The 23538-nt window shown below is 63.5% G+C and carries 21 protein-coding genes; 8 read left to right on the top strand and 13 right to left on the bottom strand.

The genetic code is table 11. The features are described from left to right. Positions 1 to 46 precede the first annotated feature (46 nt). From EN949_RS00770 to EN949_RS00755, 4 genes are all read right to left on the bottom strand, one after another. The gene (locus tag EN949_RS00770) at positions 47 to 2359 is read right to left on the bottom strand and encodes an EAL domain-containing protein (protein ID WP_024501909.1); all 2313 of its coding nucleotides are present in this window, start codon (positions 2357 to 2359) and stop codon (positions 47 to 49) included. A 144-nt stretch (positions 2360 to 2503) separates the two neighbouring features. After that, on the bottom strand, positions 2504 to 5995 hold the full coding sequence (locus EN949_RS00765; protein ID WP_127365532.1) for an indolepyruvate ferredoxin oxidoreductase family protein: 3492 nt from the start codon (positions 5993 to 5995) through the stop codon (positions 2504 to 2506). 219 nt (positions 5996 to 6214) lie between these two features. Beyond that, positions 6215 to 6751, bottom strand: a complete 537-nt coding sequence (locus tag EN949_RS00760; protein ID WP_127365533.1) for a hypothetical protein — start codon at positions 6749 to 6751, stop codon at positions 6215 to 6217. Next, positions 6744 to 7355: a CGNR zinc finger domain-containing protein gene (locus EN949_RS00755; protein ID WP_127365534.1), complete on the bottom strand. Its 612-nt coding sequence runs from the start codon at positions 7353 to 7355 to the stop codon at positions 6744 to 6746. The genes EN949_RS00760 and EN949_RS00755 overlap by 8 nt, the downstream gene beginning before the upstream one ends. 148 nt (positions 7356 to 7503) lie before the next feature. Between EN949_RS00755 and EN949_RS00750 the strand changes: the two genes are divergently transcribed. The 4 genes from EN949_RS00750 (at position 7504) to EN949_RS00735 (ending at position 12010) form a co-directional block, all read left to right on the top strand. Beyond that, on the top strand, positions 7504 to 8409 hold the full coding sequence (locus tag EN949_RS00750) for a branched-chain amino acid ABC transporter permease (protein WP_127365535.1): 906 nt from the start codon (positions 7504 to 7506) through the stop codon (positions 8407 to 8409). Between the two features lie 188 nt (positions 8410 to 8597). Next, the gene (locus EN949_RS00745) at positions 8598 to 9182 is read left to right on the top strand and encodes a TRAP transporter small permease subunit (protein WP_013528212.1); all 585 of its coding nucleotides are present in this window, start codon (positions 8598 to 8600) and stop codon (positions 9180 to 9182) included. Next, positions 9179 to 10963, top strand: coding sequence for a TRAP transporter large permease subunit (locus tag EN949_RS00740; protein ID WP_206523549.1), 1785 nt, complete (start codon positions 9179 to 9181; stop codon positions 10961 to 10963). The genes EN949_RS00745 and EN949_RS00740 overlap by 4 nt, the downstream gene beginning before the upstream one ends. An 18-nt stretch (positions 10964 to 10981) precedes the next feature. Continuing rightward, on the top strand, positions 10982 to 12010 hold the full coding sequence (locus tag EN949_RS00735) for a zinc-dependent alcohol dehydrogenase family protein (protein ID WP_164754865.1): 1029 nt from the start codon (positions 10982 to 10984) through the stop codon (positions 12008 to 12010). A gap of 85 nt (positions 12011 to 12095) precedes the next feature. Here EN949_RS00735 and EN949_RS00730 read toward each other — a convergent pair whose 3' ends face one another. Continuing rightward, positions 12096 to 13205, bottom strand: coding sequence for a TRAP transporter substrate-binding protein (locus tag EN949_RS00730; protein ID WP_127365537.1), 1110 nt, complete (start codon positions 13203 to 13205; stop codon positions 12096 to 12098). Between the two features lie 263 nt (positions 13206 to 13468). Between EN949_RS00730 and EN949_RS00725 the strand changes: the two genes are divergently transcribed. Further along, entirely contained in the window at positions 13469 to 14242 is a 774-nt protein-coding gene (locus tag EN949_RS00725; protein ID WP_063169836.1) for a gamma-glutamyl-gamma-aminobutyrate hydrolase family protein, read from the top strand. On the opposite strand, the gene EN949_RS00720 is transcribed toward EN949_RS00725, so the two are convergent. The 5 genes from EN949_RS00720 to EN949_RS00700 all read right to left on the bottom strand — a co-directional run bounded on the left by EN949_RS00720 (position 14243) and on the right by EN949_RS00700 (position 18299). After that, positions 14243 to 14647 (bottom strand): hypothetical protein, encoded by a 405-nt coding sequence (locus EN949_RS00720; RefSeq protein ID WP_024501916.1) that lies wholly within the window; start codon positions 14645 to 14647, stop codon positions 14243 to 14245. An 82-nt stretch (positions 14648 to 14729) separates the two neighbouring features. Then, entirely contained in the window at positions 14730 to 15713 is a 984-nt protein-coding gene (locus EN949_RS00715) for a 2-hydroxyacid dehydrogenase (RefSeq protein ID WP_127365916.1), read from the bottom strand. Further along, positions 15710 to 16732, bottom strand: coding sequence for a LacI family DNA-binding transcriptional regulator (locus tag EN949_RS00710; RefSeq protein ID WP_081714208.1), 1023 nt, complete (start codon positions 16730 to 16732; stop codon positions 15710 to 15712). The genes EN949_RS00715 and EN949_RS00710 overlap by 4 nt, the downstream gene beginning before the upstream one ends. A 77-nt stretch (positions 16733 to 16809) precedes the next feature. Continuing rightward, on the bottom strand, positions 16810 to 17694 hold the full coding sequence (locus tag EN949_RS00705; protein WP_164754807.1) for a DMT family transporter: 885 nt from the start codon (positions 17692 to 17694) through the stop codon (positions 16810 to 16812). A 197-nt stretch (positions 17695 to 17891) separates the two neighbouring features. Next, positions 17892 to 18299: a DUF2000 family protein gene (locus tag EN949_RS00700; RefSeq protein ID WP_127365918.1), complete on the bottom strand. Its 408-nt coding sequence runs from the start codon at positions 18297 to 18299 to the stop codon at positions 17892 to 17894. 49 nt (positions 18300 to 18348) lie between these two features. Here EN949_RS00700 and EN949_RS00695 point away from each other — a divergent pair, with 49 nt between their 5' ends. Then, positions 18349 to 19218 carry an AraC family transcriptional regulator gene (locus EN949_RS00695; RefSeq protein WP_127365919.1) on the top strand — a complete coding sequence of 290 codons (870 nt, stop codon included), beginning with the start codon at positions 18349 to 18351 and terminating at the stop codon, positions 19216 to 19218. A 24-nt stretch (positions 19219 to 19242) separates the two neighbouring features. Here EN949_RS00695 and EN949_RS00690 read toward each other — a convergent pair whose 3' ends face one another. Continuing rightward, positions 19243 to 19713, bottom strand: a complete 471-nt coding sequence (locus EN949_RS00690; RefSeq protein WP_013528223.1) for a MarR family winged helix-turn-helix transcriptional regulator — start codon at positions 19711 to 19713, stop codon at positions 19243 to 19245. 212 nt (positions 19714 to 19925) lie between these two features. Continuing rightward, complete coding sequence (locus EN949_RS00685; RefSeq protein ID WP_063169833.1) at positions 19926 to 20672, bottom strand: intradiol ring-cleavage dioxygenase; 747 nt, start codon at positions 20670 to 20672, stop codon at positions 19926 to 19928. A gap of 199 nt (positions 20673 to 20871) precedes the next feature. Here EN949_RS00685 and EN949_RS00680 point away from each other — a divergent pair, with 199 nt between their 5' ends. Together EN949_RS00680 and EN949_RS00675 are read left to right on the top strand one after the other, a co-directional pair. Then, positions 20872 to 21927, top strand: a complete 1056-nt coding sequence (locus EN949_RS00680; protein WP_127365920.1) for a GTP-binding protein — start codon at positions 20872 to 20874, stop codon at positions 21925 to 21927. 253 nt (positions 21928 to 22180) lie between these two features. Further along, the gene (locus EN949_RS00675; RefSeq protein ID WP_127365921.1) at positions 22181 to 23155 is read left to right on the top strand and encodes a WD40 repeat domain-containing protein; all 975 of its coding nucleotides are present in this window, start codon (positions 22181 to 22183) and stop codon (positions 23153 to 23155) included. A gap of 6 nt (positions 23156 to 23161) precedes the next feature. Here the strand turns inward: EN949_RS00675 and EN949_RS36325 are convergent, their stop codons facing one another. Continuing rightward, positions 23162 to 23407 (bottom strand): hypothetical protein, encoded by a 246-nt coding sequence (locus EN949_RS36325; protein ID WP_245459037.1) that lies wholly within the window; start codon positions 23405 to 23407, stop codon positions 23162 to 23164. Between the last annotated feature and the right edge of the window lie 131 nt (positions 23408 to 23538).

The following is a 23538-nucleotide window of genomic DNA, read 5'->3' as shown; positions in this document are numbered from 1 at the left end:
GGGATGGGCTCTCAGTGCCTGGGCACCATGCGCCAGGCGCCGCAAATCAGCGGCGTACCGCCTTTTTGGCGGTCCTGATATCCTTGGCGAAGGGCCATACCGTGTTCGACATCGTCTCGATGCCGGAAGCGCTGAGCGCCGAACCGAACAGGAACCCCTGGACAAGATCAGGCTTGACCTGCAGCGCCAGGATCTTGAGCTGCTCGAAGGTCTCGACCCCTTCGACGGTCACCGAAAGCCCCAGCGGCCGCGACAGGTTGACGATACCCTTGAGCAGCTCGAGCGAACGGGGATTCTGGGTGACGTCCATCAGGAAAGAGCGGTCGATCTTGATCTTGTCGAGCGGCAGCTTGTGCAGGTAGCTCAGGCTCGAATAGCCGGTGCCGAAATCGTCGAGCGCGATGCGCACGCCAAGCTGCTTCAGCTCCTCAATATACTGGCGCGTCAGCGACTTGTCATCGAGCAGCGCCGTTTCGGTGACCTCGATCTCGAGCCTACTGGCGGCGAGGCCGGAGCCGGCCAACGCATCGCGAACCTTCTGGATGACATCGCGGCTGCGGAAATCCTTGGCCGAGAGATTGACCGAGACGCTGGTCTGGTCGGGCCATTTGGCGCATTCGGCGCAGGCTGCCTGCAGCACGAAGGTGCTGATCTCGGAAATGATGCCCATTTCCTCGGCCAGTGGAATGAAGATGCTGGGCGAGATTGGCCCGAGATCTGGATGATCCCACCGGCACAGCGCCTCGCAACTGGCGATACGCATGGTGCTCATCGCCACGATCGGCTGATAGACCACCCGCAGGCTCTTGCCCTCTACCGCGGTGCGCAGATCCGCCTTCATCAGCTGACGGTTGCGGAAGGCGGCATCCATCGAAGCTTCGAACAATCGCCAGCTGTTCTTGCCGAGTTCCTTGGCCTTGTAGAGCGCCAGGTCCGCCTTCACGATCATGGCGTCGACATCGGTATCCTTGACCCGTGACAGCACCGCGCCGCCGCTGGCCTGAATGCGCAGCCCGTGACCGGCGACGTCGACTTCCCCTTGCAGGCCGGCGAAAATCTCGTCGAGCTGGCTGGTCAGATGGCTCTCATCCTCGACGCGGTCGAAGAAGATCATGAACTCGTCGCCACCGAAACGGCTGACCGTGATATCTTGCTTGGCAATGGCGGCAAGCCGCTCGGCAACGGCATAGATCAAGCCGTCGCCGATCGGATGGCCAAGCGTGTCGTTGACGCTCTTGAAATCGTCGAGATCGAGCACCGCAAGGCCGCAGAGACGGTCGCGATCGCCGGACGCCATGGCCTCGCCCACCAATTCATGGAAATAGGCGCGGTTGGGCAGGCCGGTGAGATTGTCGTAGCGTGCCATGAAGCGGATCTTGTCTTCCGCCTCGACACGGGCGGTGACGTCCTCGAAGGTGATGACGCCCAGTTCCTGGCTGCCCTCGCGAGCCGAGAACTCGTAATGCTGGCCGTTGGCGAGGGAAACCAGCACCTTGCGGTCGCGACCCTCCCGCAGGGCACGCGTCAGCTGCGCCTCGATGTAGCGGCAATCCTTGGGCGCCAGCATGCCGCCGGCGACACCGCGCATCAACAGACCGTGGATCGACCGTCCGAGCAGCGCGTCGGGCGACTTGAGCGACATCAGATGCGCGGCCTCGGCATTGGCCACCGCGACGCGGCCGTCCGGACCGAGCATGACAAGGCCGTGCGACATGGTGTTGAGCGCCCGGTTGAAGCGCTGGGCAATGCGGTTGGCCTTCTTCTCTTCCGAGACGGCCGCAAAAAGCACATCGCGTACGGTGTTGGCGAATTTCCGGATGGCGAACAGGAACGGCGCCGACAGGAGCCCGAGGAGGACATGGTAGATGTCGCCGCGCAGCAGGAAGCCAAGCGAGATCGGCCAGGTCAAGGCAATGGTCAGGATGGTGACCATGCGCGGCGAGCCGTAGTTGCGGCCGGCGATGGAGGTCGCCGTCGCGAGCGTCAGGCAAACGGAGGCGATTTCGGCGAAACCATCGCGCGCGAAATAGATGCCGAGCAGGCAGAAAGCGCCAAGCGTCAAGCCATGCAGGGAGCCATAGAGAATGTAGTCATTCTCACGCTTGTGCGCCTCTTCCCAGGTCGTCGGCGACGGCATGCTGTTGTATTTTCGAAAGTTTCTCATGCGGAACACACCGACGAGAACCATCGAGATCGCGACCAGCAAATACCGCGGATCGCCGCTCTTCCACCAGACCAGGCCGATCAGGAAAGTCTGCGCGAGAATGCCGATCGAAAGCGTCAGCCCGTCGCGAAACAGGGTTTCCACGAACGGAATATAGACGTCGACCGGGATCTCGTTCTTTTTTCGCAGATTCAACGCCTGAATCCCAACCCTGGGGAGCCAAGCAGTGCCACATCCGCCTTAAGAAAGATTTAGAGAGACCCTCGCGCTCCTGCCGTCAAGCCGGGTGACGCAGCGGAAAGCAAGGAAACTGTCGTTCAGGTAAACAAGGCGTATCGATCATTCGGCGGCCTGAAGTTCGGGCCGCGCCGGCGTACTCGACAGGCGTTCGAGCAGCCTTTGGCGCTCGCCGGCGGCCTTTTGCGCGCTGGCTTGACGGACGTGGCCATAGCCGCGGATGAGGGCAGGCACCGAGGCCAGCGCAACCGCCGCATCGACCCTGGCTGGGGCCAACGATCCGGCGATGAGCTCCAGATCCGCCTCGTACCGCGCCAGCAGCTGCCGCTCCATGCGCCGTTCGGCGGTGTAGCCGAACAGGTCGAAGGCAGTGCCGCGCAGGCCCTTCATCGCCGCCAGCACGCGAAAACCCTTCATCATCCACGGGCCGAAGCTCGATTTCCGCGGGCTTCCGTCATTGCCGCGACGGCCCATGATCGGCGGAGCGAGGTGGAATTCGAGCCTTTCGTAGCTCTGGAACTGCTTGCCCAGTTCGGCGGCGAAAGAGCCGTCCGTGTAAAGACGCGCCACCTCGTATTCGTCCTTGATCGCCATCAGCTTGAACAGGTTCCTGGCGGCAGCCTGCGACACCGCGGTCGAACCAGGCACGGCCTTCGCTTCGGCGGCGCGCAACGCGGCCAGTTTTCCGGCATAACGCCTGCCATAGGCGGCGTTCTGATAGGCGGTCAGGAAGGCGACGCGGCGGGCAATGATGTCGTCCAGCGTCTCGGCGATATCCGTCTGGCCTGCCTTTCCAGCCGCGGTCGGACCCGGCTGGGCAACCAGCCCGCGCACGAAATCCGGCTGATGGGCAGCGCGACGGCCCCAGCGGAAGGCGGCGATGTTCATCGCCACGGCTTCGCCATTGAGCTCGATCGCCTTCTCGACCGCCTCGGCCGACAGCGGCAGGCCGCTGTGCTGGAAGGCAAAGCCAAGCATGAACATGTTGGCGCCGAGCGAATTGCCGAAAAGTGCCGTGGCAGTGCGGGTGGCATCGAAGAAATGTGCCTTGTCGTCGCCCGCAGCCGCGCGGATCGCCTTTTTCAGCCGCTCTATCGGCAACGAAAAATCGGCCGAGCGGGCGAATTCGCCGGGCATGATCTCGGCGGTGTTGGCGACGAAGATGGTGTGGCCCTCGCGCACCGCGGTCAGCACCTTCTTGGCGCCCGACACGACGAGATCGCAGCCAAGCACGAGATCGGCCTTCCCTGCCGAAACGCGGATCGCATGGATGTCGTCCGGGGTACGGGCGATGCGGACATGGGTGAACACCGAGCCGCCCTTCTGGGCGAGGCCGGCCATGTCGATCATGCCGCAGCCCTTGTCCTCAAGATGCGCCGCCATGCCTAGCACCGCACCGACGGTGACGACGCCGGTGCCGCCGACGCCGTCGATGATCGCCGCCCAGCCCTGCTCGCCAAGCGGGAATTGCGCCGGCACGGGCACGCCTTCCAGCGGATCGGCCTTGCCGGCCAGGCCCTCGGCCTTACGGATCTTGGCGCCGTGCACAGTGACGAAGGACGGGCAGAAGCCGTTGACGCAGGAGAAATCCTTGTTGCAGCTCGACTGGTCGATCTTGCGCTTGCGGCCGAATTCGGTCTCGACCGGCTGGATCGAGACGCAGTTCGACTGTACGCCGCAATCGCCGCAGCCTTCGCAGACCAGTTCGTTGATGAAGACGCGCTTGTCGGGATCGGGGAATGTGCCGCGCTTGCGGCGGCGGCGTTTTTCGGCGGCGCAGGTCTGGTCGTAGAGCAAGACCGAAACGCCCTTGACGTCGCGCAGCTCGCGCTGGACGAGATCGAGGTCGTCGCGGTGATGGATAGTGGCACCGGCCGGGAATTCGGCTTTGCCAGCATATTTGTCCGGCTCATCCGTGACGATGGCAATGCGGTCGACACCCTCGGCCCGCACCTGCCTGGCAATCATATCGACGGTCAGGCCGCCTTCGTGCGGCTGGCCGCCGGTCATGGCGACCGCGTCGTTGTAGAGGATCTTGTAGGTGATGTTGGCATTGCTCGACAGCGCGAAGCGGATCGCCAGCGTACCGGAATGGTTGTAGGTGCCGTCGCCAAGATTCTGGAAGATGTGCTCGCGCTTGGAGAACGGCGCCTGGCCGACCCATTGCGCGCCCTCGCCGCCCATGGCCGTGAAGCCGACTGTGTTGCGGTCCATCCACAGCGCCATGAAGTGGCAGCCGATGCCGGCCGCGGCGATCGAGCCGTCCGGCACCTTGGTGGACGAATTGTGCGGGCAACCGGAACAGAAGAACGGCGTGCGCGAGCCGATGTCGGTGGCCTCGGTGAGCATTGCCTGGAACTGGCGCAGTTTTGCCACCCGCGCCGAAATCTCTTCGGACGGGCCGATGGTCCTGACGATCCTCTCGCCAAGCGCGATGGCGATCTCGTTGGGATCGAGCGCGCCTTTGGCCGGAAACAGCCAGTCGCCGCGCTCGTCCTTCTTGCCGATAATGACCGGTTGGGTGGCAGTGCCATAAAGGCTTTCGCGCAACTGTACCTCGATCAGCGAGCGCTTCTCCTCGACGACGACGACGGTGTCGAGGCCGCGGGCGAAACCGGCGATGTGATGCAGGTCGAGCGGCCAGGGGCAGCCGACCTTGAACAGCCGCACCCCGATGCGGTTGGCGGCCGCTTCGTCGATGCCGATATCCTCCAGCGCCTGGCGAACGTCGAGATAGCTCTTGCCGAGCGTGATGATGCCGATCTTCGGGTTGCGGCCCCCCGAATAGACGATGCGGTTCAGCCCATTGGCAAGGATGAAGGCGGAGGCCGCGGCGCGCTTGTGCTCATGCAGCCGCTCTTCCTGGCCGAGCATGTCGATCTCGTGGCGGATGTTGAGACCGCCAGGCGGCATGTCGAACTCCGGCACGACGATGTTCAGCCGCTCGAGCGCGGCATCGACCGAGGCGGTCGATTCGATGTTGTCCTTGACGCATTTGATCGCCGCCCACGTGCCGGCAAAGCGCGACATGGCGAAGCCGTAGAGCCCGTAGTCGATGATCTCCTGGACACCGGCCGGGTTGAGGATCGGCACCATCGTGTCGACGAACAGGAATTCGGTGGCGTGCGCATTGGTCGAGGATTCGGCCATATGGTCGTCGCCCATCAGCGCAAGCACGCCGCCATGCTTCGACGATCCGGCGAGGTTGGCGTGGCGGAACACATCGCCTGAGCGGTCGACGCCCGGTCCCTTGCCGTACCAGACCGAAAAGACGCCGTCATGAGTGCCCTCGCCCAGCAGCTCCGTCTGCTGCGCCCCCCAGCAGGCGGTGGCGGCAAGCTCCTCGTTGAGACCCGGCTGGAAGACGATGTCAGCCTGGGCGAGCTGTTTCTTCGCCTTCCACAGCTGCATGTCGAGGCCGCCGAGCGGCGAACCGCGATAGCCGGAGACGAAGCCGGCCGTGTTCAAGCCGGCGCGACGGTCGCGCTCGCGCTGCATCAAGAGCATGCGAATGACCGCCTGCGCGCCGGACAGGAAGATGCGCTCCTTTGCGAGATCGAACTTGTCGTCGAGCGCGACGTCGTGCAGCGTCATCAGGCATTTCCTCTGCGGAGGCCACGCGGGGCAGGCAGCCAACGTCGGGGTCGGATGACGTATCCTTTCTCCCCTTGCAAGGCAGGTCAAACAAAATCGCAGATGCCAGGCAACGCGCAACGAACAGTCCGCGGCCATCCTGAATCGGGTATGAAACCGATCCGCGGACATTGCCCGGCGCATGAACATTACAGCTGCGGCGCGGGCGGCCGCGACGCGTCAGCCGCCTTTCGAGCAATCTGGCTTCGGCTCGCCCGGCAGCTTGCCGTTGGGATGGCCGACGAGATCGGGATTGGCGGTGTAGAGCTGGTCGATGACCAGCGGCCGGTCGGGCAGGATCGACTGGTCTTCCGTCGACATCAGCGTGGTGTCGATCTTCTGCAGGACCGCGCCGTCGGCGCCCTTGATGCTGATGGCAATCGCATAGGGCTTGTTCTTGACGACGCAGGTCAGTGCCGGGCTCTCCAGCGTCACCTTGTCGAGCTTCGGCCAGACCTTCTGCTCGACCACCAGAGGTGCGCCGCCGGCGGGATCCTGGAAGCTGGCGACCGCCACCTGGCCCTCTCCCATCGGTTTCAGCGGCCGCAGGGTCACCACATAAGTCGCCCTGGCGAGGCGGTAGTTGAAAACGAATATCTTGCCGGAAACCTCGAACAGCTTGCCTTCGGCGTCGCCGGTGTCGCGGCAGGCGCCGAGCGCAACGGCCACGATGAGCGCCGCGCCAACAAGGATCGAACGGGAAAGGCCGCTACGCATTCTTGACCTCATTTTCCGCCATGCGACGACGGCGATAGTGACGGCTTGCCTTCTGACGGTTGCCGCAGACCGCCATGTCGCACCACAGGCGGCTGGAATTGCGGCTTCTGTCGACGAACAGCCAGGTGCAGTTGGGACAGATCCTGAGCCTTGCGACGGTATCGTCGCGCAGAAGCGATAGCGCCGAAACCGCCAGCGCCGCCTCGAAGGCGATCGGCGTCAGGGGATCACCGAACGGCCTTCCCGGCGCACCGATCTCGGTCCGGCTGCCGGCCAGACCCTCGGCGCAGGCGCTCAGGAATCCGGGCAGATCAGCGGTGGCGACCGCACCCTTCGATACCGCTCCACGAAACAGCCGGTCCGTCGCCTCGCGGATCGACAGCACGACGGGTGCGATCGCCACCGGCGAGGCTACCGCCAGCGGCCTTTCGCCAAGCTCGGCGGCGCGAAAGCGGCTCGCCGCGTCGGCGAAGCGGGCAATCTCGGCCGGATCTTCGAAGCGGTCGAACGTCCGCTCCGGATCGCCGCGCAGCACGACGGTGTTCGCCGTGTCGAGCGCAAGCAGGCCGCCGGTGAAGCGGTGCGGGGTCCATGATACCGTCATGGCGGAAATCTAACCGATAAATCGTATTTGACAAGTTAGATTCAGCGATGCAACCTCACTCCGGGATGCGGTGGTCTCCGCAGCCTTTTGAGCATGCTGTTGGCCAGGACCGCTTCGCACTTTTGGGCGGCATGCTTCGAGGTTTTGCATGCTCTATTTCTTCCAGCAGGTGCTGAACGGGCTGCATTCGGGCGCGCTGTATGCGTTGCTCGCCTTTGGCTATGTGCTGACCAACGGCATCCTGCACCGCACCAATCTCGCCTATGGCGCGTTGTTCGCCTTTTGCGGCCAGACCATGATCCTGACCGCGGCCTTCGGCTATCAGGTGCTGTGGCTGACGCTGCTGGCGGCGGTGGCGCTCGGCGTCGTCGCTGCGTTCCTCTATGCCGCGCTGATCAGCCACGTGCTGTCGCGCAGTGTCTTCGAACCGTTGGCCGACCGCACGCCCAATGCAATCGTGGTGACGACGCTCGGCATCCTGCTGCTGCTGTCCGAAGCGAGCCGCATCGCCGCCGACACGCATGATCTGTGGCTGCCGCCGATGCTGGCGCAGCCCATCGTTTTCGCGCAGGGCGCGACCTTCAAGGCAACGCTGACGCTCATCCAGCTTATCGACTGCGCCGTGGTGGTGGCGGCAATCGCGCTGGCAAGCTGGGCTTTTGCCCGGTCGAGCTTCGGACGGTGCTGGCGCGCCGTCTCCGACGACCCCAAGGCTGCCGCGATGTGCGGCGTCGACGTACGCGCGGTGTTCCGGCACGCGGTGCTGTTCGGCGGCTTCTGTGCCGCGCTGGCCGGTGTCATGGCCGGGCTCTATTACGGCAATGTCAGCTTCGGCTCGGGCCTCGTCTACGGACTGAAGATCCTGTTCGTGACGGCGGTCGGCGGCTATCTCTCACCACCGCGCGCGGCACTCGGCGCGGCGGCCTTCGGCATGGCCGAATCGCTGTGGGCCGGCTATTTCCCGGTCGAGTGGCGCGACGCGTGGATGTACCTGTTCCTGGTCACGACGCTGATCCTGATCGGCGCCGGCCGCGACACCGGCAAAATCGCCTGAAAACGTCAGACTTTGGTTGCATGACGCAAGGGCAGATCGCCGGTATTGGGCACTGTCTGCCATGCGATGATATTCGCTGCCTCTATCCTTGTTGACCCGTCAGTCCACGCGCTGCATACCGTTGGACCACGTGGCGTGACGGACAAAAAGGGGGAAGCCGGCACGCCTCCGGTACAAGGGAGGAATGCATGGCAGGGCTTCTCGCTCTATCCAGGACTATTGATCGCGCCAACGAGTTCATCGGCAAATGGATATCGTGGCTGATCCTGCTGGCGATCCTGGTGAGCGCTGCCAACGCCATTATCCGCAAGGTGTTCGACATATCCTCGAACGCTTGGCTCGAGCTGCAATGGTATCTGTTCGGCGCCGCCTTCATGCTGGCCGCCGCCTATACGCTGAAGCAGAACGAACATATCCGCATCGACGTCGTCTACGGCCTGTTTCCACGCCGCGTGCAGCACTGGATCGACCTTTTCGGGCATGTCTTTTTTCTGATGCCGTTCGTGACGCTGATGGTGATCTATTTCGTTCCTTATGTGTCGCTGTCGTTTCGCAGCGGCGAGATGTCCAACAATTCCGGCGGCCTGATCATCTGGCCCGCCAAGGCCATCCTGCTCGTCGGGTTTTTCCTGCTGGCGCTGCAGGGCATCTCCGAGATCATCAAGAAGATCGCCATCATGCGCGGAGACATGGACGACCCCAATCCCTTCATATCGGTGCATGAGCAGGCCGAACTCGAAGCCAAGGCGCTGGCCGACGAGGTGCGTTCGTGATGGAGTTCATCGCGCAGAACATGGCGCCGATCATGTTCGCTTCGCTGATCATCTTCCTGCTGATCGGCTACCCCGTCGCTTTTTCCTTGGCCGCCAACGGCTTGATGTTCTTCTTCATCGGCGTGCTGCTGTCTCCCTATTCCGGAGGATCGATCAACCTCGCCTGGCCGCTCCTGCACGCATTGCCGGATAATTTCTACGGCAGCCGGGTGATGTCGAACGACACGCTGCTGGCCATCCCGTTCTTCACCTTCATGGGCATCGTGCTCGAGCGGTCGGGCATGGCCGAAGACCTGCTCGACACGATCGGCCAGCTGTTCGGGCCAATTCGCGGCGGCCTCGCCTACGCCGTGATCTTCGTCGGCGCGCTTTTGGCGGCGACCACCGGCGTGGTGGCGGCTTCCGTCATCGCCATGGGCCTGATCTCGCTGCCGATCATGCTGCGCTATGGCTATGACCGCCGGCTCGCATCCGGTGTCATTGCCGCCTCCGGCACGCTTGCCCAGATCATCCCGCCGTCGCTGGTGCTGATCGTGCTTGCCGACCAGCTCGGCCGCTCGGTCGGCGATATGTACGCGGGCGCGTTGATCCCGGGCCTCGTGCTCACCGGCCTCTATATGTCCTATATCCTGATCATGTCGATCATCCGGCCGAACTCGATGCCGGCGCTGCCGCTCGAGGCCCGTACACTTGGCCATGGCGTGATGTCGCTGCTGGTGGCTTTGCTGGTCACATCGGCGGTTTCCTACGCGGCATATCGTTATCTGGCGCCGGCGCATGGCGACAATGCCGACATTCTTGGCGCGACTGCCGGGGTGCTGTTCATCTACATCGTCGCCATTGCCGACAAGCGCCTGAACTTCAACATGATGTCCAGGCTCGCGCAGCAGGTGATCATCGTGCTGATCCCGCCACTGGCGCTGATCTTCCTGGTGCTGGGCACCATCTTCCTGGGCATCGCCACGCCGACCGAAGGCGGCGCCATGGGCTCGGTCGGCGCCTTGTTCATGGCGGCGGCCAAGGGGCGCTTGTCGCTTGACGTCGTCAAGCAGGCACTGGCCTCGACGACAAGGCTGTCGTCCTTCGTGCTGTTCATCCTGATCGGCGCACGGGTGTTCTCGCTGACCTTCTACGGCGTCAACGGCCACATCTGGGTCGAGCACCTTTTGACATCGCTGCCGGGCGGCGAGGTCGGCTTCCTGATCGGCGTCAACATGCTCGTCTTCTTCCTCGCCTTCTTCCTCGACTTCTTCGAACTGGCGTTCATCATCGTACCGCTGCTGGCGCCCGCCGCCGACAAGCTCGGCATCGACCTGATCTGGTTCGGCGTGCTCCTGGGCGTCAACATGCAGACCAGCTTCATGCACCCGCCCTTCGGCTTCGCGCTGTTCTACCTGCGTTCGGTGGCCGCGCGCGTGCCCTATCTCGATCGTCTCACCGGCAAACAAATCGCGCCGGTGACCACCGGGCAGATCTATTGGGGCGCGGTGCCCTTTGTCTGCATCCAGGTGATCATGATCGGGCTGACCATCGCCTTCCCGCAAATGGTGATGCACTACAAGGGAACGACCGTCGATCCGGGCACCATCGACTACAAGGTACCGGAGGTGCCCGGCCTGTCGCCGCTGGGCACGCCGCCGGCGGATGGAGCGGCGCCCGCTGGTGGCGGCACGGCGCCGGCCGCTCCTGACCTTTCGCAACCGCCCAGTTTCGGCGATCCGACACCGGCAAAGCCGGCAGTGCCGCAGCCCGACCTGTCGCAACCGCCAAGCTTCAACTGAACCGGCATGGTCAAGACCATGAAAGCGGTGCGGCTGGAAGCAGTGGGCGACATCACGCTGCGCGACGTCGACATGCCTGACATCGGTGCGGATGAGCTACTGGTGCGCATCGAAGCCTGCGGCGTCTGCGGCACGGACCGGCATCTGTTTCACGGTGAATTTCCTTGCACGCCACCGGTGACGCCCGGCCATGAGTTTTCCGGCATCGTCGAGGCGATCGGAACATCGGTCTCGGGTTTTGCCATCGGCGATCGTGTTACCGGCGACCCCAACATAGCCTGTGGGCGCTGCGCACACTGTCACGCGGGACAAGTCAATCTCTGCAGCAATCTGTGCGCGATCGGCATTCATCGCGACGGCGGCTTTGCCGAATATCTTGCCTTGCCGCAGAAGCAGGCTTTCGTCCTGCCTGCAGGCCTGAACCCCCTGCACGGTGCCTTCTGCGAGCCGCTCGGCTGTTGCCTGCACGGCGTCGACCTTGCCGGTATCAAACCGGGCAGCTCGGTGGTCGTGCTTGGCGGCGGCGTGATCGGCCTGCTCACCGTGCAGCTGGCAAGACTGGCGGGAGCCACGACCATCATTCTGTCGACCAGGCAGGCTTCGCGGCGCGCCCTCGCCGAGGACCTCGGCGCGACAGCGACGATCGATCCGACAGCCACCAATGTCATCGATGCGATCGCCGGACCGGCCGGTCTGGCGCCAGGTGGCGTCGACGTCGTCTTCGAATGCGCCGGCGTGCGAGAGACCGTCGAGCAGTCCATGCGCCTGGCCCGAGCCGGCGGCACGGTCGTCATTGTCGGCGTGACGCCGCAAGGCATGAAAGCGGAATTCGAGCCGTTCGACCTGTTGTTCCGGGAACTGAAGGTGCTCGGTTCCTTCCTCAATCCCTACACCCATCGCCGCGCCGCCGAACTCATCGCTTCCGGTGCGGTCGAGATCGACAGGCTGATCTCCAGGCAGGTGTCGCTTGAAGAAGCGCCAGCGGTGATCGCCAATCCGCCGGCGCCCGGCGAGGTCAAGGTTCTGGTGGTGCCGCGCCGCGGCTGAACCGCCGGCTTCGCCTCCCGGCATATACAGAAAAGCTCCCTGAGCGGGGTCCGCCCAGAGAGCTTTTGAGCAGAAGTCCGGCCGGCTACAGCTTGCCGTTGCGCTGCTGGACCATCATGAAGGTGTCGTAATTGTATTCGGCCACCTGTGCCCAGAGATAATGCTCCTTGCGGAAGCCCTTGATCGATTCCCAGATCTTCTTGAACGGGGCGTTGGAAGCTTCCATTTCGGTATAGACCTCGTTGGCCTTTTCGAAGCAGGCGGCCATGATCTCCTGGCTGAACGGGCGCAGTTTCGCGCCGCCGGCCACCAGCCGCTTCACCGCCGCAGGGTTCAGATAATCGTATTTCTGCAGCATGTTGGCATCGGCCGCCTGCGCGGCAGTGTGCAGCAGCGACTTGTACGTCGGCGAAAGTTCTTCGTACTTCGCCTTGTTGAACATCAGGTGGACGGTCGGGCCGCCCTCCCACCAGCCGGGATAGTAATAATAGGGCGCCACCTTGTAGAAGCCGAGCTTCTCGTCGTCATAGGGACCGACCCATTCGGCCGCGTCGATGGTGCCTTTTTCCAACGCCGGATAGATGTCGCCACCGGCGATCTGCTGCGGCACGACGCCGAGTTTCTGCACCACCTTGCCGGCAAAACCGCCGATTCGCATCTTGAGGCCGGAAAGGTCGGCCACCGTGTTGATTTCCTTTCGGAACCAGCCACCCATCTGCACGCCGGTGTTGCCGCCCGGCAGGCCGAAAAGGCCCTGCGTGGCGAGAAACTCGTTGAACAGGTCGATGCCGCCGCCATGGTAATGCCAGGCATTCATGCCGCGTGCGTTGAGCGAAAAGGGAACCGCCGCACCGAGCGCCCATGTCGGGTCCTTGCCCCAGTAATAATATGCCACCGTATGGCAGGCCTCGACCGTGCCGGCGGTGGTGGCGTCGGCGGCCTGCAGGCCAGGCACCAGCTCACCGGCAGCAAAAACCTGGATCTGGAAATTGCCGTCGGTGGCTTCCGACAGCATCTTCGAGAATACCTCGGCGCCGCCATAGATGGTGTCGAGCGACTTCGGGAAGGACGACGCCAGCCGCCATGTCACCTTGGGATTGGGCTGGGCGATTGCAGGCGCCGCCAGCGTGGCCGCCGCCGCCGCGGCACCGACGCCGGTGACACCGGCCTTGCGAATGAATGAACGACGATCCATGAAGTTCCTCCCTTTTGGATCAACAGGCCGACGTCAGAAAATCCTCGGTTTCCGTGTCGGTTCGTTCGAGACAATACACAGGCAAGAAGTCGAGTCCAGCAGGCCGGCCCGATTTGACGGCGAAGCCCGGCTGCACTGCAACTATAGTCTAACAGGCCGTTTCGTGGCCCATGCGACACGCCGAAACTTGGCATGGAAAAATAACGTGGGATCGCCTATTTTGAAGGCAGGTATCCCTTGCCCAAATGGAACACAGAGCCCAAATGCATCAGCCGCTCGTCGCCATATCGACCGACGTCCGTCAGTTCGACAACTACACCTGGCACGCCGCCCCACAACAATATCTGGAAGCGGCGATCACCGGCGCCGGCGTGTTCCCGGTGCTGGTGCCATCGTTCGGCGACCGGCTCGATTTCGACGAACTCCTGTCGTCGGTCGACGGCGTCATGGTCACCGGCTCGAAATCCAATGTGCATCCCTCGCTCTATGGCGGCGACGCCAGTGAAGCCAATGGCCCCTATGATCCGGCGCGCGACGCCACGACGCTGCCGCTGATCCGCCGGGCGATCGAACGCGGCGTGCCGCTGCTCGCCATCTGCCGCGGCATCCAGGAACTGAACGTGGCGTTGGGCGGCACGCTCGGCACCGAGATCCAGGAGCGCGAGGGTTCGCTCGATCACCGCGCGCCGGTGAGCGAGAAGCAGGACGAACGCTTCGCCATCCACCAGACCATTTCGATCAAACCTGACAGTTGCCTGGCCGGTGTGTTCGGTGCCGGCGACATCAAGGTCAATTCGTTGCACCGCCAGGCGATCGACCGGCTCGGTTCGAAGCTGCAGGTCGAGGCCGTCGCCACCGACGGCACGGTCGAGGCGGTTTCGGTGCGGGACGCCCGCGCCTTCGCCGTCGGCGTGCAATGGCATCCGGAATACTGGGTCAAGTCGGACAGCAATTCGGTGAAAATATTCCGTGCCTTCGGCGATGCGGTTCGGCTGCACGCCGCAGCGAAGGCCGGCGCGCGGGCCGCAGCGGAATAATCAGTCGCCGGATTTTTTATCACGGGTGGCCGCCAGCGACAGCAGCGGCAGCGCCGGGGCATAGGATTCGTAGCCGTCGCCATCGGCAGCCGCGAAGGTGACGATTGGATCGGTGCCATTGGCGCTGAAGGCAACGGTGCCATCGTTTTGCTCGCGCCAGAACTTCGCCTGTTCTATGCCCGGCAAGAGCCGACGGCATTTTGGAGCAACGGTGAGCAACGACAAACCGTCCGAAATTTCGGCCCCGCGGCTGACTGCACAGACCGCCTCATCGCCATTGGCGACCAGCCTGTAGCTGTTGGACGGGGCGGCCTCGTTGGCTACGCTTTCCCGGCTGCCGCCATGAAACAGCTGAATGCCACCAAACAGCGCTGCGGCAGCGATCAATGCGGAAAGTGCTTTCATCATTCTTCATCCACGTACACGGACAGGTTGAACAATGATTCCAAAGGGTTAAGCTGACGTTAATAAATGTGGCAGCCACCGATCAGTTTCTAGCCTTCACATGCGCCGTCTCGGGCACCGGCGTCAGCGGCCGGCGCTCGGTGAACCAGGACACCAGATTGTCGACGCACAGATCCGCCATGGCGCGGCGTGTATGGTCCGAGGCCGAGCCGACATGCGGCAGCAGCGAGGTGTTGGGCGCGTCGAGCAGCGCCTTGGGCACGTTCGGTTCGTCGGCAAAGACATCGAGGCCGGCAGCGGCGATGGTGCCGTTGGCAAGGGCTGCCGCAAGCGCTGCCTCATCGACCGTGCTGCCACGGCCGATGTTGACGAAGACGCCGTTGGCGCCAAGCGCCGACAGTATCTCGGCATTGACCGCCTTCTCCGTCGAGGCGCCGCCCGGCGCGACCGAAATCAACGTATCCACGGCTTCGGCAAGCCCTTTCAGGGTCGCATGATAGTGGTAGGAAAGACCTTCGACACGGCGCCGGTTGTGGTAGGCGACCGGCAAGCCAAAGGCCTCCAGACGCCGGGCAATGGCCTGCCCGATGCGGCCCATGCCGAAAATACCCACACTGCGCCCGCGCAAGGTCAGCCGGCTCAGCGGATAGTTGCCCTTGCGCACCCAGCTGCCGTCGCGCAGCCAGGTCTCGGCGCGCGGCAGGTCGCGGATGGTGTTGATCAACAGCCCGATCGTGGTGTCGGCGACCTCCTCGGTCAACACGTCGGGCGTGTTGGTGACCATGATGTTTTTCGCCGCCGCATGACCGACATCGACCGAATCATAGCCGACGCCGAAGGAAGCGATGAGTTCGAGGTTGGGCAATGCATCCATCATCGCCGCGTTGATGCCGGCGAACGAAGCGATGCCGCGCACATCACTGCGCATCTCGTCGGTGACGAGCGCCGGATCGGCGCGTTCAATTCTGACACGCCTGAACGTGCGGTTGATGCGGTCGACCGCATGGTCGTTGAAATCGCCCGGCACCAGGATGGCGACGGTCTGCAACTGTTCGGCCATGGTCATGCACGCTCCACCGGCTTGCCGGTCGACTGACGCACATGCAGTTCCGGCTTGATCAATTCCTGCGAGGGTCGCACCGTCTGGCCGTTGAGCTTGTCGAGCAGCGCGCTGGCGGCGCGGCGGCCAACCTCGCGCTGGCCGTTCCAGACTGTGGTCAGCGCCGGCGTCGCAATCGCCGCCTCTTCGAGGTCGTCATAGCCGGTGACCGAGATGTCGACGCCCGGCACCAGGCCGGCGCGGGCAATGCCGTTCATCAGGCCGATGGCGACGAGGTCGTTCCAGCAGCAGGCTGCCGTCGGCCTGTCCTTCAGCGCCAGGAACTGTCCGGCGGCCTCGAAGCCGGCCTGCTTGGTGCGCGGCCCGGCGATGCGCCAGGACGGCCTGACTTCCAGCCCGGCCGCCTCCATCGCGTTGATATAGCCTTGGTAGCGGTCACGGCCGGTCGAGGTCTGGTCGGTGCCGCCGATCATGGCGATGCGCTTGTGGCCGAGCGAGATCAGGTGGTTGGTGGCGAGGCCTGTTCCATAAGAGTCGTCGCCGCGAAAGACCGGCACGTCGGCACCCTCGACGGTGCGCGCGATCAGCACAGCCGGCAGGCCGTTCTCCTCGGCCATCACGATGTCGGAAGCCGGCGTGCCTATCGCCGGCGACATGATGACGCCGTCGGCGCCGAGTTGCAAAAGCGTATCGATGAAAGTGCGCTGCTTTTCGAGCTGATCATAGTGGTTGGACAGGATGAAGGTTTGCCGGCTGCGGTCGAGCTCGCTTTCGATCGAGCGCAGGATCTCGGCGAAGAACGGGTTCATGATGTCGTGCACGACGACGCCGACAATGCCGGAACGCGAGGTGCGCAGGCTGGCGGCGCGTCGGTTGTAGATATAGCCGATGGCGCGGGCATGTTCCTTGATGCGGTCACGGGTGGTCCCGGCAACAAGAGGGCTGTCGCGCAGCGCCAGCGAGACCGTGGCCGTGGACACGCCGAGCGCATCCGCGATCGTCGAAAGCTTGATTTTTTGTGCCAGCGACGTGTGCTCCCCGGACCTGACTTTCCAGACCTAAACTGTTTAAAGGCGGCGTTATGCCACCGATCGGGGGCAAATCAAAGTTTTTTTGCCAACGCCTCGGCCTCGACGTCCGAGGCCGCGCGGCTCCGCAGCCGAAGCCTATGCTCGCGATGGACGATGTAGAGGCCGCTGGCGACGATGATGGCGGCGCCGACCAGCGTCCAGCGGTCGGGAAACTGCTTGAAGACGATCCATCCGGAAATGATCATCCACACCATCTGCGAATAGGGATAGGGCGCCAAAGCCGTGGTCGTCGCCAGCCGGTAGGCCTGGACGAGCAGCCAGTGACCGACGCCGCCGAACACGCCGAGCATCAGCAGCACGAACCAGTGCCAGCCGTCATGCGGCAGGGAAAACGAAAACGGCAGCAGGGGCAACAGCAGCAGCGCCGGCGCCAGCGCCGAAAACAGGATGAGGCTCTCCGATGTCTCGGTCGCCGACATGCGGCGCGTCATGATGACGTAGAAGCAGTTCGACAGCATCGAGCCGAGCGCGAAGAAATGTCCGATGCCGAACACGCCGACGCCCGGTCGGGTGATGATGAGGACGCCGGCAAAGGCCGCCAGGATGGCCAGCCAGCGCCGCCAGCCCGCCCACTCGCCAAGCAGCGGACCGGCCAGCGCCGTGATCACCATCGGCCCAAAGAAATAGATCGAGGTTGTCTCGGCCAGTTGCAGGGATTTGAGCGCCAGGACATTGAATATGGTCGATCCGAACAGGAAAGCCCCGCGCAGGATATGCGCAGGCAGGTTGACCGGGCGAAACCGCATGGGTTGGCGCCAGCCGCGCAACAGGGTGCCGACCAGGATGACATGCACGGCAAAGCGCACCCAGGCAACGACCAGCACGGAAATGCCGGCGAGGACGAGGTATTTGCTTGATGTGTCGAGGAAGGTGAAGCAGACGTAAGTGGAAAGCATGCACAGGATCGCCACCGGGGGCGTCGCGCTTTCTACATGTCTTTGGGGAGCACTCACTTGCAGGCCGGGTGGGAGCTGGGCTGGACCCACCTTTGCGGGAATTGCCGGCTCCCGGCAAGCCAATTGTCGGCTGTCGCCACGCCAAAGCCGGCTGGCACAACAAGTGTCGGCGGCAGGCTTAGTCGATGCCTCTGAAGCTACGGGTGCATACGGGCGCCCTTGGTGATCTTGTCGACCAGCTTCTTGTCGGCGCGAAGCGCGATCCCGACCGCCTTGGCGTCTTCAGGCGCAAATTCGGCGAAGACGGCGCGGTTGGCCGCGTCAAAGCCGGTCGAAAACATCTCCTCGACATAGAGCGAGGTGGTCACGCCGCGCTCCAGCGTGCGCCGGTGGATCGCGGCGAGCGTCGCCTGATCGGTCGACAGCACGATGACCGGCTGGATCGACAGCGGGTTGTAGAGATTGCCGGCGCGGTCGCGATAGGGTTCGCCGATGATGTCGGGAAACTGGGCGACGATGCCGCTGGTCAGGAAGGCGGTGACGTTGAGTTTCTGCCAGACCGGCAGATCCTCCCTGAGCACGATTGCAAATTTCGTATCGAACATGAGACATTGGCCATTCGGTTTGTGCCCCAATGCGAGGCTTACGGAGACGATGTCGCACGATCTAGACAGCCAGGCCTTCGAGGGTCTTGGACGTTTGTGCATCGATGCGGCGGAAAACCGTATTATCTCCGGTCCCGATCCCGCAGGCATGGAGCGGATCGAGGCACGCTTCCATGGCAGCGCGTTCGACCTGCATCGCCACGACACCTATGCGATCGGGGTAACGCTGCACGGTGTGCAGACGTTTCGCTATCTTGGTGCTGCGCGTCACAGCCTTCCAGGCCAGATCATCGTGCTACACCCCGACGAACTGCATGACGGCGGCGCCGGCACCGAGGACGGCCTGCGCTACCGAATGCTCTATTTGGAGCCGTCGCTGATGCTCGACTGCCTCGGCGGCGCTTCGCTGCCTTTTGTGAGGGATGGCGTGGTGACGGACGCCGCCTTTTGCGCAACGCTGCTTTCGGCGCTGGGGCCGCTGGAGCAGGAACTCGACGACCTGTTCGTCGACGACTTCCTGGTCCAACTGATGCAAAGCCTGACCCGGCATGGCGGCCAGCCGGCAAAGCCGATGACCCGGACGGCGTGGCGGGCGGCTGCACTGGCGCGCGACTATCTCACGGAAAACCTGACCCGGCCGGTGCGCTCCGGCGAACTGGAAGCGATAACCGGGCTCGACCGCTATGCCTTGTCACGGCATTTCCGCGCGGCGTTCTCGACCAGTCCGCATCGCTTCCTGGTGATGCGCCGGCTTCAGCGTGCGCGGCGGATGATCGCCGCCGGCGAACCGTTGGCGCAGATCGCAGTCGAAGCCGGCTTCAGCGACCAGAGCCATTTCATCAGGCACTTCAAGAAGGCGTTCGGCATGACACCGGGACGCTGGTCGTCGCTGATCCAGGGCTCTGCCGCGGCGGCTTGATCGCCTGCCGCGACAATCCGCCGGTCAGTCGTCCGACTCGGCGTCGTCGTCGATGAGCACCAGTTCCTCGTTCGAGAGGTTGGCCTCGATGCGGGCAAGCAGTTTGAACAGCGACTTCTGGTCCTTCTTGTCGAGGCCCTTCAGCGCCTGCTTTTCGGTCTTCTTCACCGATTTCTCGATGGCGTGGATGATGTCGCGGCCTGTATCGGTGAGGAAGATGTGGGCCTGGCGGGCATCGGCTTCAGAAGCGCGCTTCTCCAGGAAACCCTGGGCCTGCAGCCGGTTGATGGTCTTGGTGATCGTCGGCGGGCGCACGCCGAGACGTCCGGCAAGATTGCCCGGCGTCTGGCCGTCCTCACGGTCGAGCGCCAGCATGATCTGGTCCTGGCCGGCATAGAAGCCGTGCGCCAGAAGCCGGGCAGCCAGCGCCGTCCTTGCCAGCCTTGCCGCGGAATGCAGCCGGCTCATTGTCGCAGTCTTGTCCGCCTTGGCCATGGTCTTCCCTCTTCGGCCGTACCGGTGCGGGCAGCATAGAGGCAGCCGGCCGGTTGGCAATCGACGATCAAAAAGATTCCGGTGCTTCAAACAGCTTTGCCGGCAAGCATTGTGGTGTCCGCCGTGGCTAATGCCAGATGTTTATTTCAGTTAGATGACAAACGAATTCGTGACCGGAGTTTTCGCCGCTGACAAGGTGCGTGAGGGAACGCTCAGCCGGACTTCACCGCCACGATCATCAGCGCCTGATAGGCATCCTCCAACTCGCGCAACGCAGCCTGCGATTGCGATCCGGCCCGCCTGGCGATGCCGTCATCGGCATTTGAAGTGTCGCGCTTGCCGGGCCGGTCATTGTAGGGCGCGACAGAGGTGAAGATCTGCTCGCTGAGGCTGTCGGGGAAAAACAACTGGCCGGTCATCACCGACCTGTCGTCGGGGAAGACCTTGAAATGGATGTGGGTGGTGCGGCCGCGATACCAGCCGGGATAGATCGTGGCGAAGGAGACGATGCCGCTTGCATCGGTTTTCTGCCAACCACGCAGGAAGGTCTGGCCCGACGTGTCGACGTCGCGGCCGTCACCCTGTCCGGGATAGCCGGAATAGGCGCCCTGCGCGTCGCAATGCCAGATATCGACGCGGGCGCCGGCAAGTGGGCGGCAGTCCACGTCGACAACCTGCAGCCGGACGTCAAGGGCAATACCTTTCTTGCCTTCGGTGACATCGGCACGTTCGAGTTTCGGGTCGAAATAGAACGGTCCCTCGGTCACTTCAGGCGTAATGGTGCAGACACCGGCGCCGTTTTCGAACAAGGCCAGTCCGGCATAGGGTGAAGCCTGGGCAGCCGAAGATTGAGCGGCCATTGCCGAGGCCGGCAGGAAGGCACCACCTCCGGCGGTGACCGCGATCAACCCGAGCGCCTGGCGCCGGCTCAATGAGAAGGAGGATGGCTTGCCGGACATATCTTGCCTCTCAAATTGATCTTCCGCATCCCGAGCTAGGCAATCACAGCGGCTTTCGCCAGCCAAAATCCGGTATTGTAGCAAGCCGGTTTGGCCCATCGGTTTGCCCCGTGCAAAAGCCCGGCACACATCCTATATGGAACCGACGATCCCTTTTGAGGGCCGGATCTTTCGCGGCCCAGCACTTTCGAGGCAAGCCATGAGCGACGCACAGACGCAAATCCCCGTAACCGTTCTCACCGGCTATCTCGGCGCCGGCAAGACGACGCTGCTCAACCGCATCCTGTCGGAAAACCACGGCAAGCGCTACGCCGTCATCGTCAACGAGTTCGGTGAAATCGGCATCGACAACGATCTGATCGTGGAATCCGACGAGGAAATCTACGAGATGAACAATGGCTGCATCTGCTGCACGGTGCGCGGCGACCTGATCCGTGTCGTCGAGGGCCTGATGCGCCGCCCCGGCCGCTTCGACGCCATCGTCGTCGAGACCACCGGGCTCGCCGATCCGGTGCCGGTGGCGCAGACCTTCTTCATGGACGACGATGTGCGCTCCAAGACCAGGCTTGACGCGGTGGTGGCGCTGGTCGACGCCAAGCACCTGCCGTTGCGGCTCAAGGATTCCAGGGAAGCCGAGGACCAGATCGCCTTCGCCGACGTCGTCGTGCTCAACAAGACCGATCTCGTCACGTCAGAAGAACTCGCCAAGGTCGAGGCAACGATCCGCGCCATCAATCCGGCGGCAAAGATCCATCGTACCACCCGCGCCGGCGTCGACCTGACCGAAGTACTCGACCGCGGCGCTTTCGACCTGTCCCGGACACTGGAAAACGATCCGCACTTCCTCGAGGCGCATGACGATCCCGATCATCATGACCACGACGGCCACGATCACCACCACCATGATCATGACGGGCACGACCACCACCATCACGCGCATGCTTCGGACATTCATGACGTGACGGTGCAATCGGTGTCGCTGCGCGGCGGCGAGATGGACCCGAAGAAATTCTTCCCCTGGATCGAGAAGATCACCCAGATGGAAGGCCCCAACATCCTGCGGCTGAAAGGCATCATCGCGCTCAAGGGCGACGACGAGCGCTATGTCATCCAGGGCGTGCACATGATCATCGAAGGCGACCACCAGCGCGCCTGGAAAGTCGGCGAAAAGCACGAGAGCCGGCTGGTGTTCATCGGCAGGGAACTCGACGCCGAGCGGCTGAAGAAGAGTTTTGACGCCTGCCAGGCGGCTTGATTTCCAAGCCTTATAACGCTAGCGCTGCCCCTTCTGTCCTTCTCCCCTTGTGGGAGAAGGTGGCCGTGCGAAGCTCGGTCGGATGAGGGGTGCTCCAGCTGAGCACCGACGGCGATCCGTCCAACACCCCTCAACCGTCTCGGCGCTGCGCGCCGATCCACCTTCTCCCACAAGGGGAGAAGGTTGGTGCCACACCTGGCCGCGCTGGCGACTTCCCGGGGATGGCAACAAACTTCATTGGAACGGTTCCCTGATGCCCACAGTCGCCCCCCTAGACCTCGAAGGCCATTGCATCGCCGCCGTCTTTCTCGGCGACGTGCCGCATTTCGCGATGGCCGACGGCGCCATCCATCGGCTCGACCATGGCCACAAGACGGTTCAGGCCAATGACGGGCTGCTCGCCGCCTTCCATGATGCGGCCAATGACCGGCTGATCACCGGCGGCGAGGACGGCAAGGTGTTTGCCGTGAAAACGGGCGGCGAGGCCACGGAATTGGCAAGCGCGGCCAGGAAGTGGATCACCAGCGTTGCCGCCGGGCCGCAAGGCGCCATCGCCTATGCCTCGGGCAAGACTGCCTTCGTGCGCTTCGCCGACGGCAAGACCAGGGAATTCGTCCATCCGCGTTCGGTGGAGGGGCTGGCCTTCTCGCCCAAGGGCATGCGCTTCGGCGTCGCCCGCTACAATGGCGCGACGCTGCATTTCCCGGCCGCCGAGGGCAAGCCGGTGGAACTCGAATGGGCCGGCGCCCATACCGGCATCACCTTCTCGCCGGAAGGCGCCTTCCTCGTCACCACCATGCAAGAAAACGCATTGCACGGCTGGAAGCTCGCCGACGGCAAGCACATGCGCATGACCGGCTATCCCGGCAAGGTCAAAAGCCTGTCGTGGAGCGTGAAGGGCAAGTGGCTGGCGAGTTCCGGCGCGCCGGCGGCGATCGTCTGGCCGTTTTCCGGCAAGGACGGGCCGATGGGCAAGGCACCGCTGGAACTCGGCACGCGCGGCAACGCCATGGTGACGGCGGTCGCCTGTCACCCGAGCCAGGATGTCGTCGCCGTCGGCTATGATGACGGCATGGTGATGGCGGTGCGTTTTGCCGACGCCAAGGAAGTGCTGTTGCGGCGGCCGGGCAAGGGTGCCATCACCTCGATGATGTGGGACAAGGAAGAACGCCGCGTCGCCTTCGGCAGCGCGGCAGGCGACTGCGGCGTCATCGACATCACGGCCTGACCCCGCTCACTCCGCTCCGCACGACACTTTGCCGCTGATTTCGACCGGTTTGCCGTCCTGGTCCGTATCCGCCGCGGCGTCGTAGATGGAGAGCGTATAGCTCCCGTCGTAGACGCCTTCGTCGCTGGTCCTGGTCAGGATCGTCAGTTCGACCGAGTTGATCTTTTGCGCGGCCTCGTGCTCACGATAGATGTTCAGCCGCAATTCCTTGCCGTCGAGCCAGTACTGCGTCAGGTTGGAATCCTCGAACACGGTCTTGCGCAGGCTGTCGCTGGCAGGGCCGGCTCAGAATTTCGAGGTTGCCGCGAAAATTGAAGGTCGGCCCGCCCATGCCTCTGGTGACGCCGGCCTCGACCTCGAATGTCGCCGCCGCGTCGTCGGTG

Origin of the sequence: Mesorhizobium sp. M7A.F.Ca.US.007.01.2.1 (assembly GCF_003998165.1) — a bacterium.
GTDB classification, from domain to species: domain Bacteria; phylum Pseudomonadota; class Alphaproteobacteria; order Rhizobiales; family Rhizobiaceae; genus Mesorhizobium; species Mesorhizobium ciceri.
Note: the sequence above shows the minus strand (reverse complement) of the source record. Positions and strands in the feature narration are given on the sequence as shown.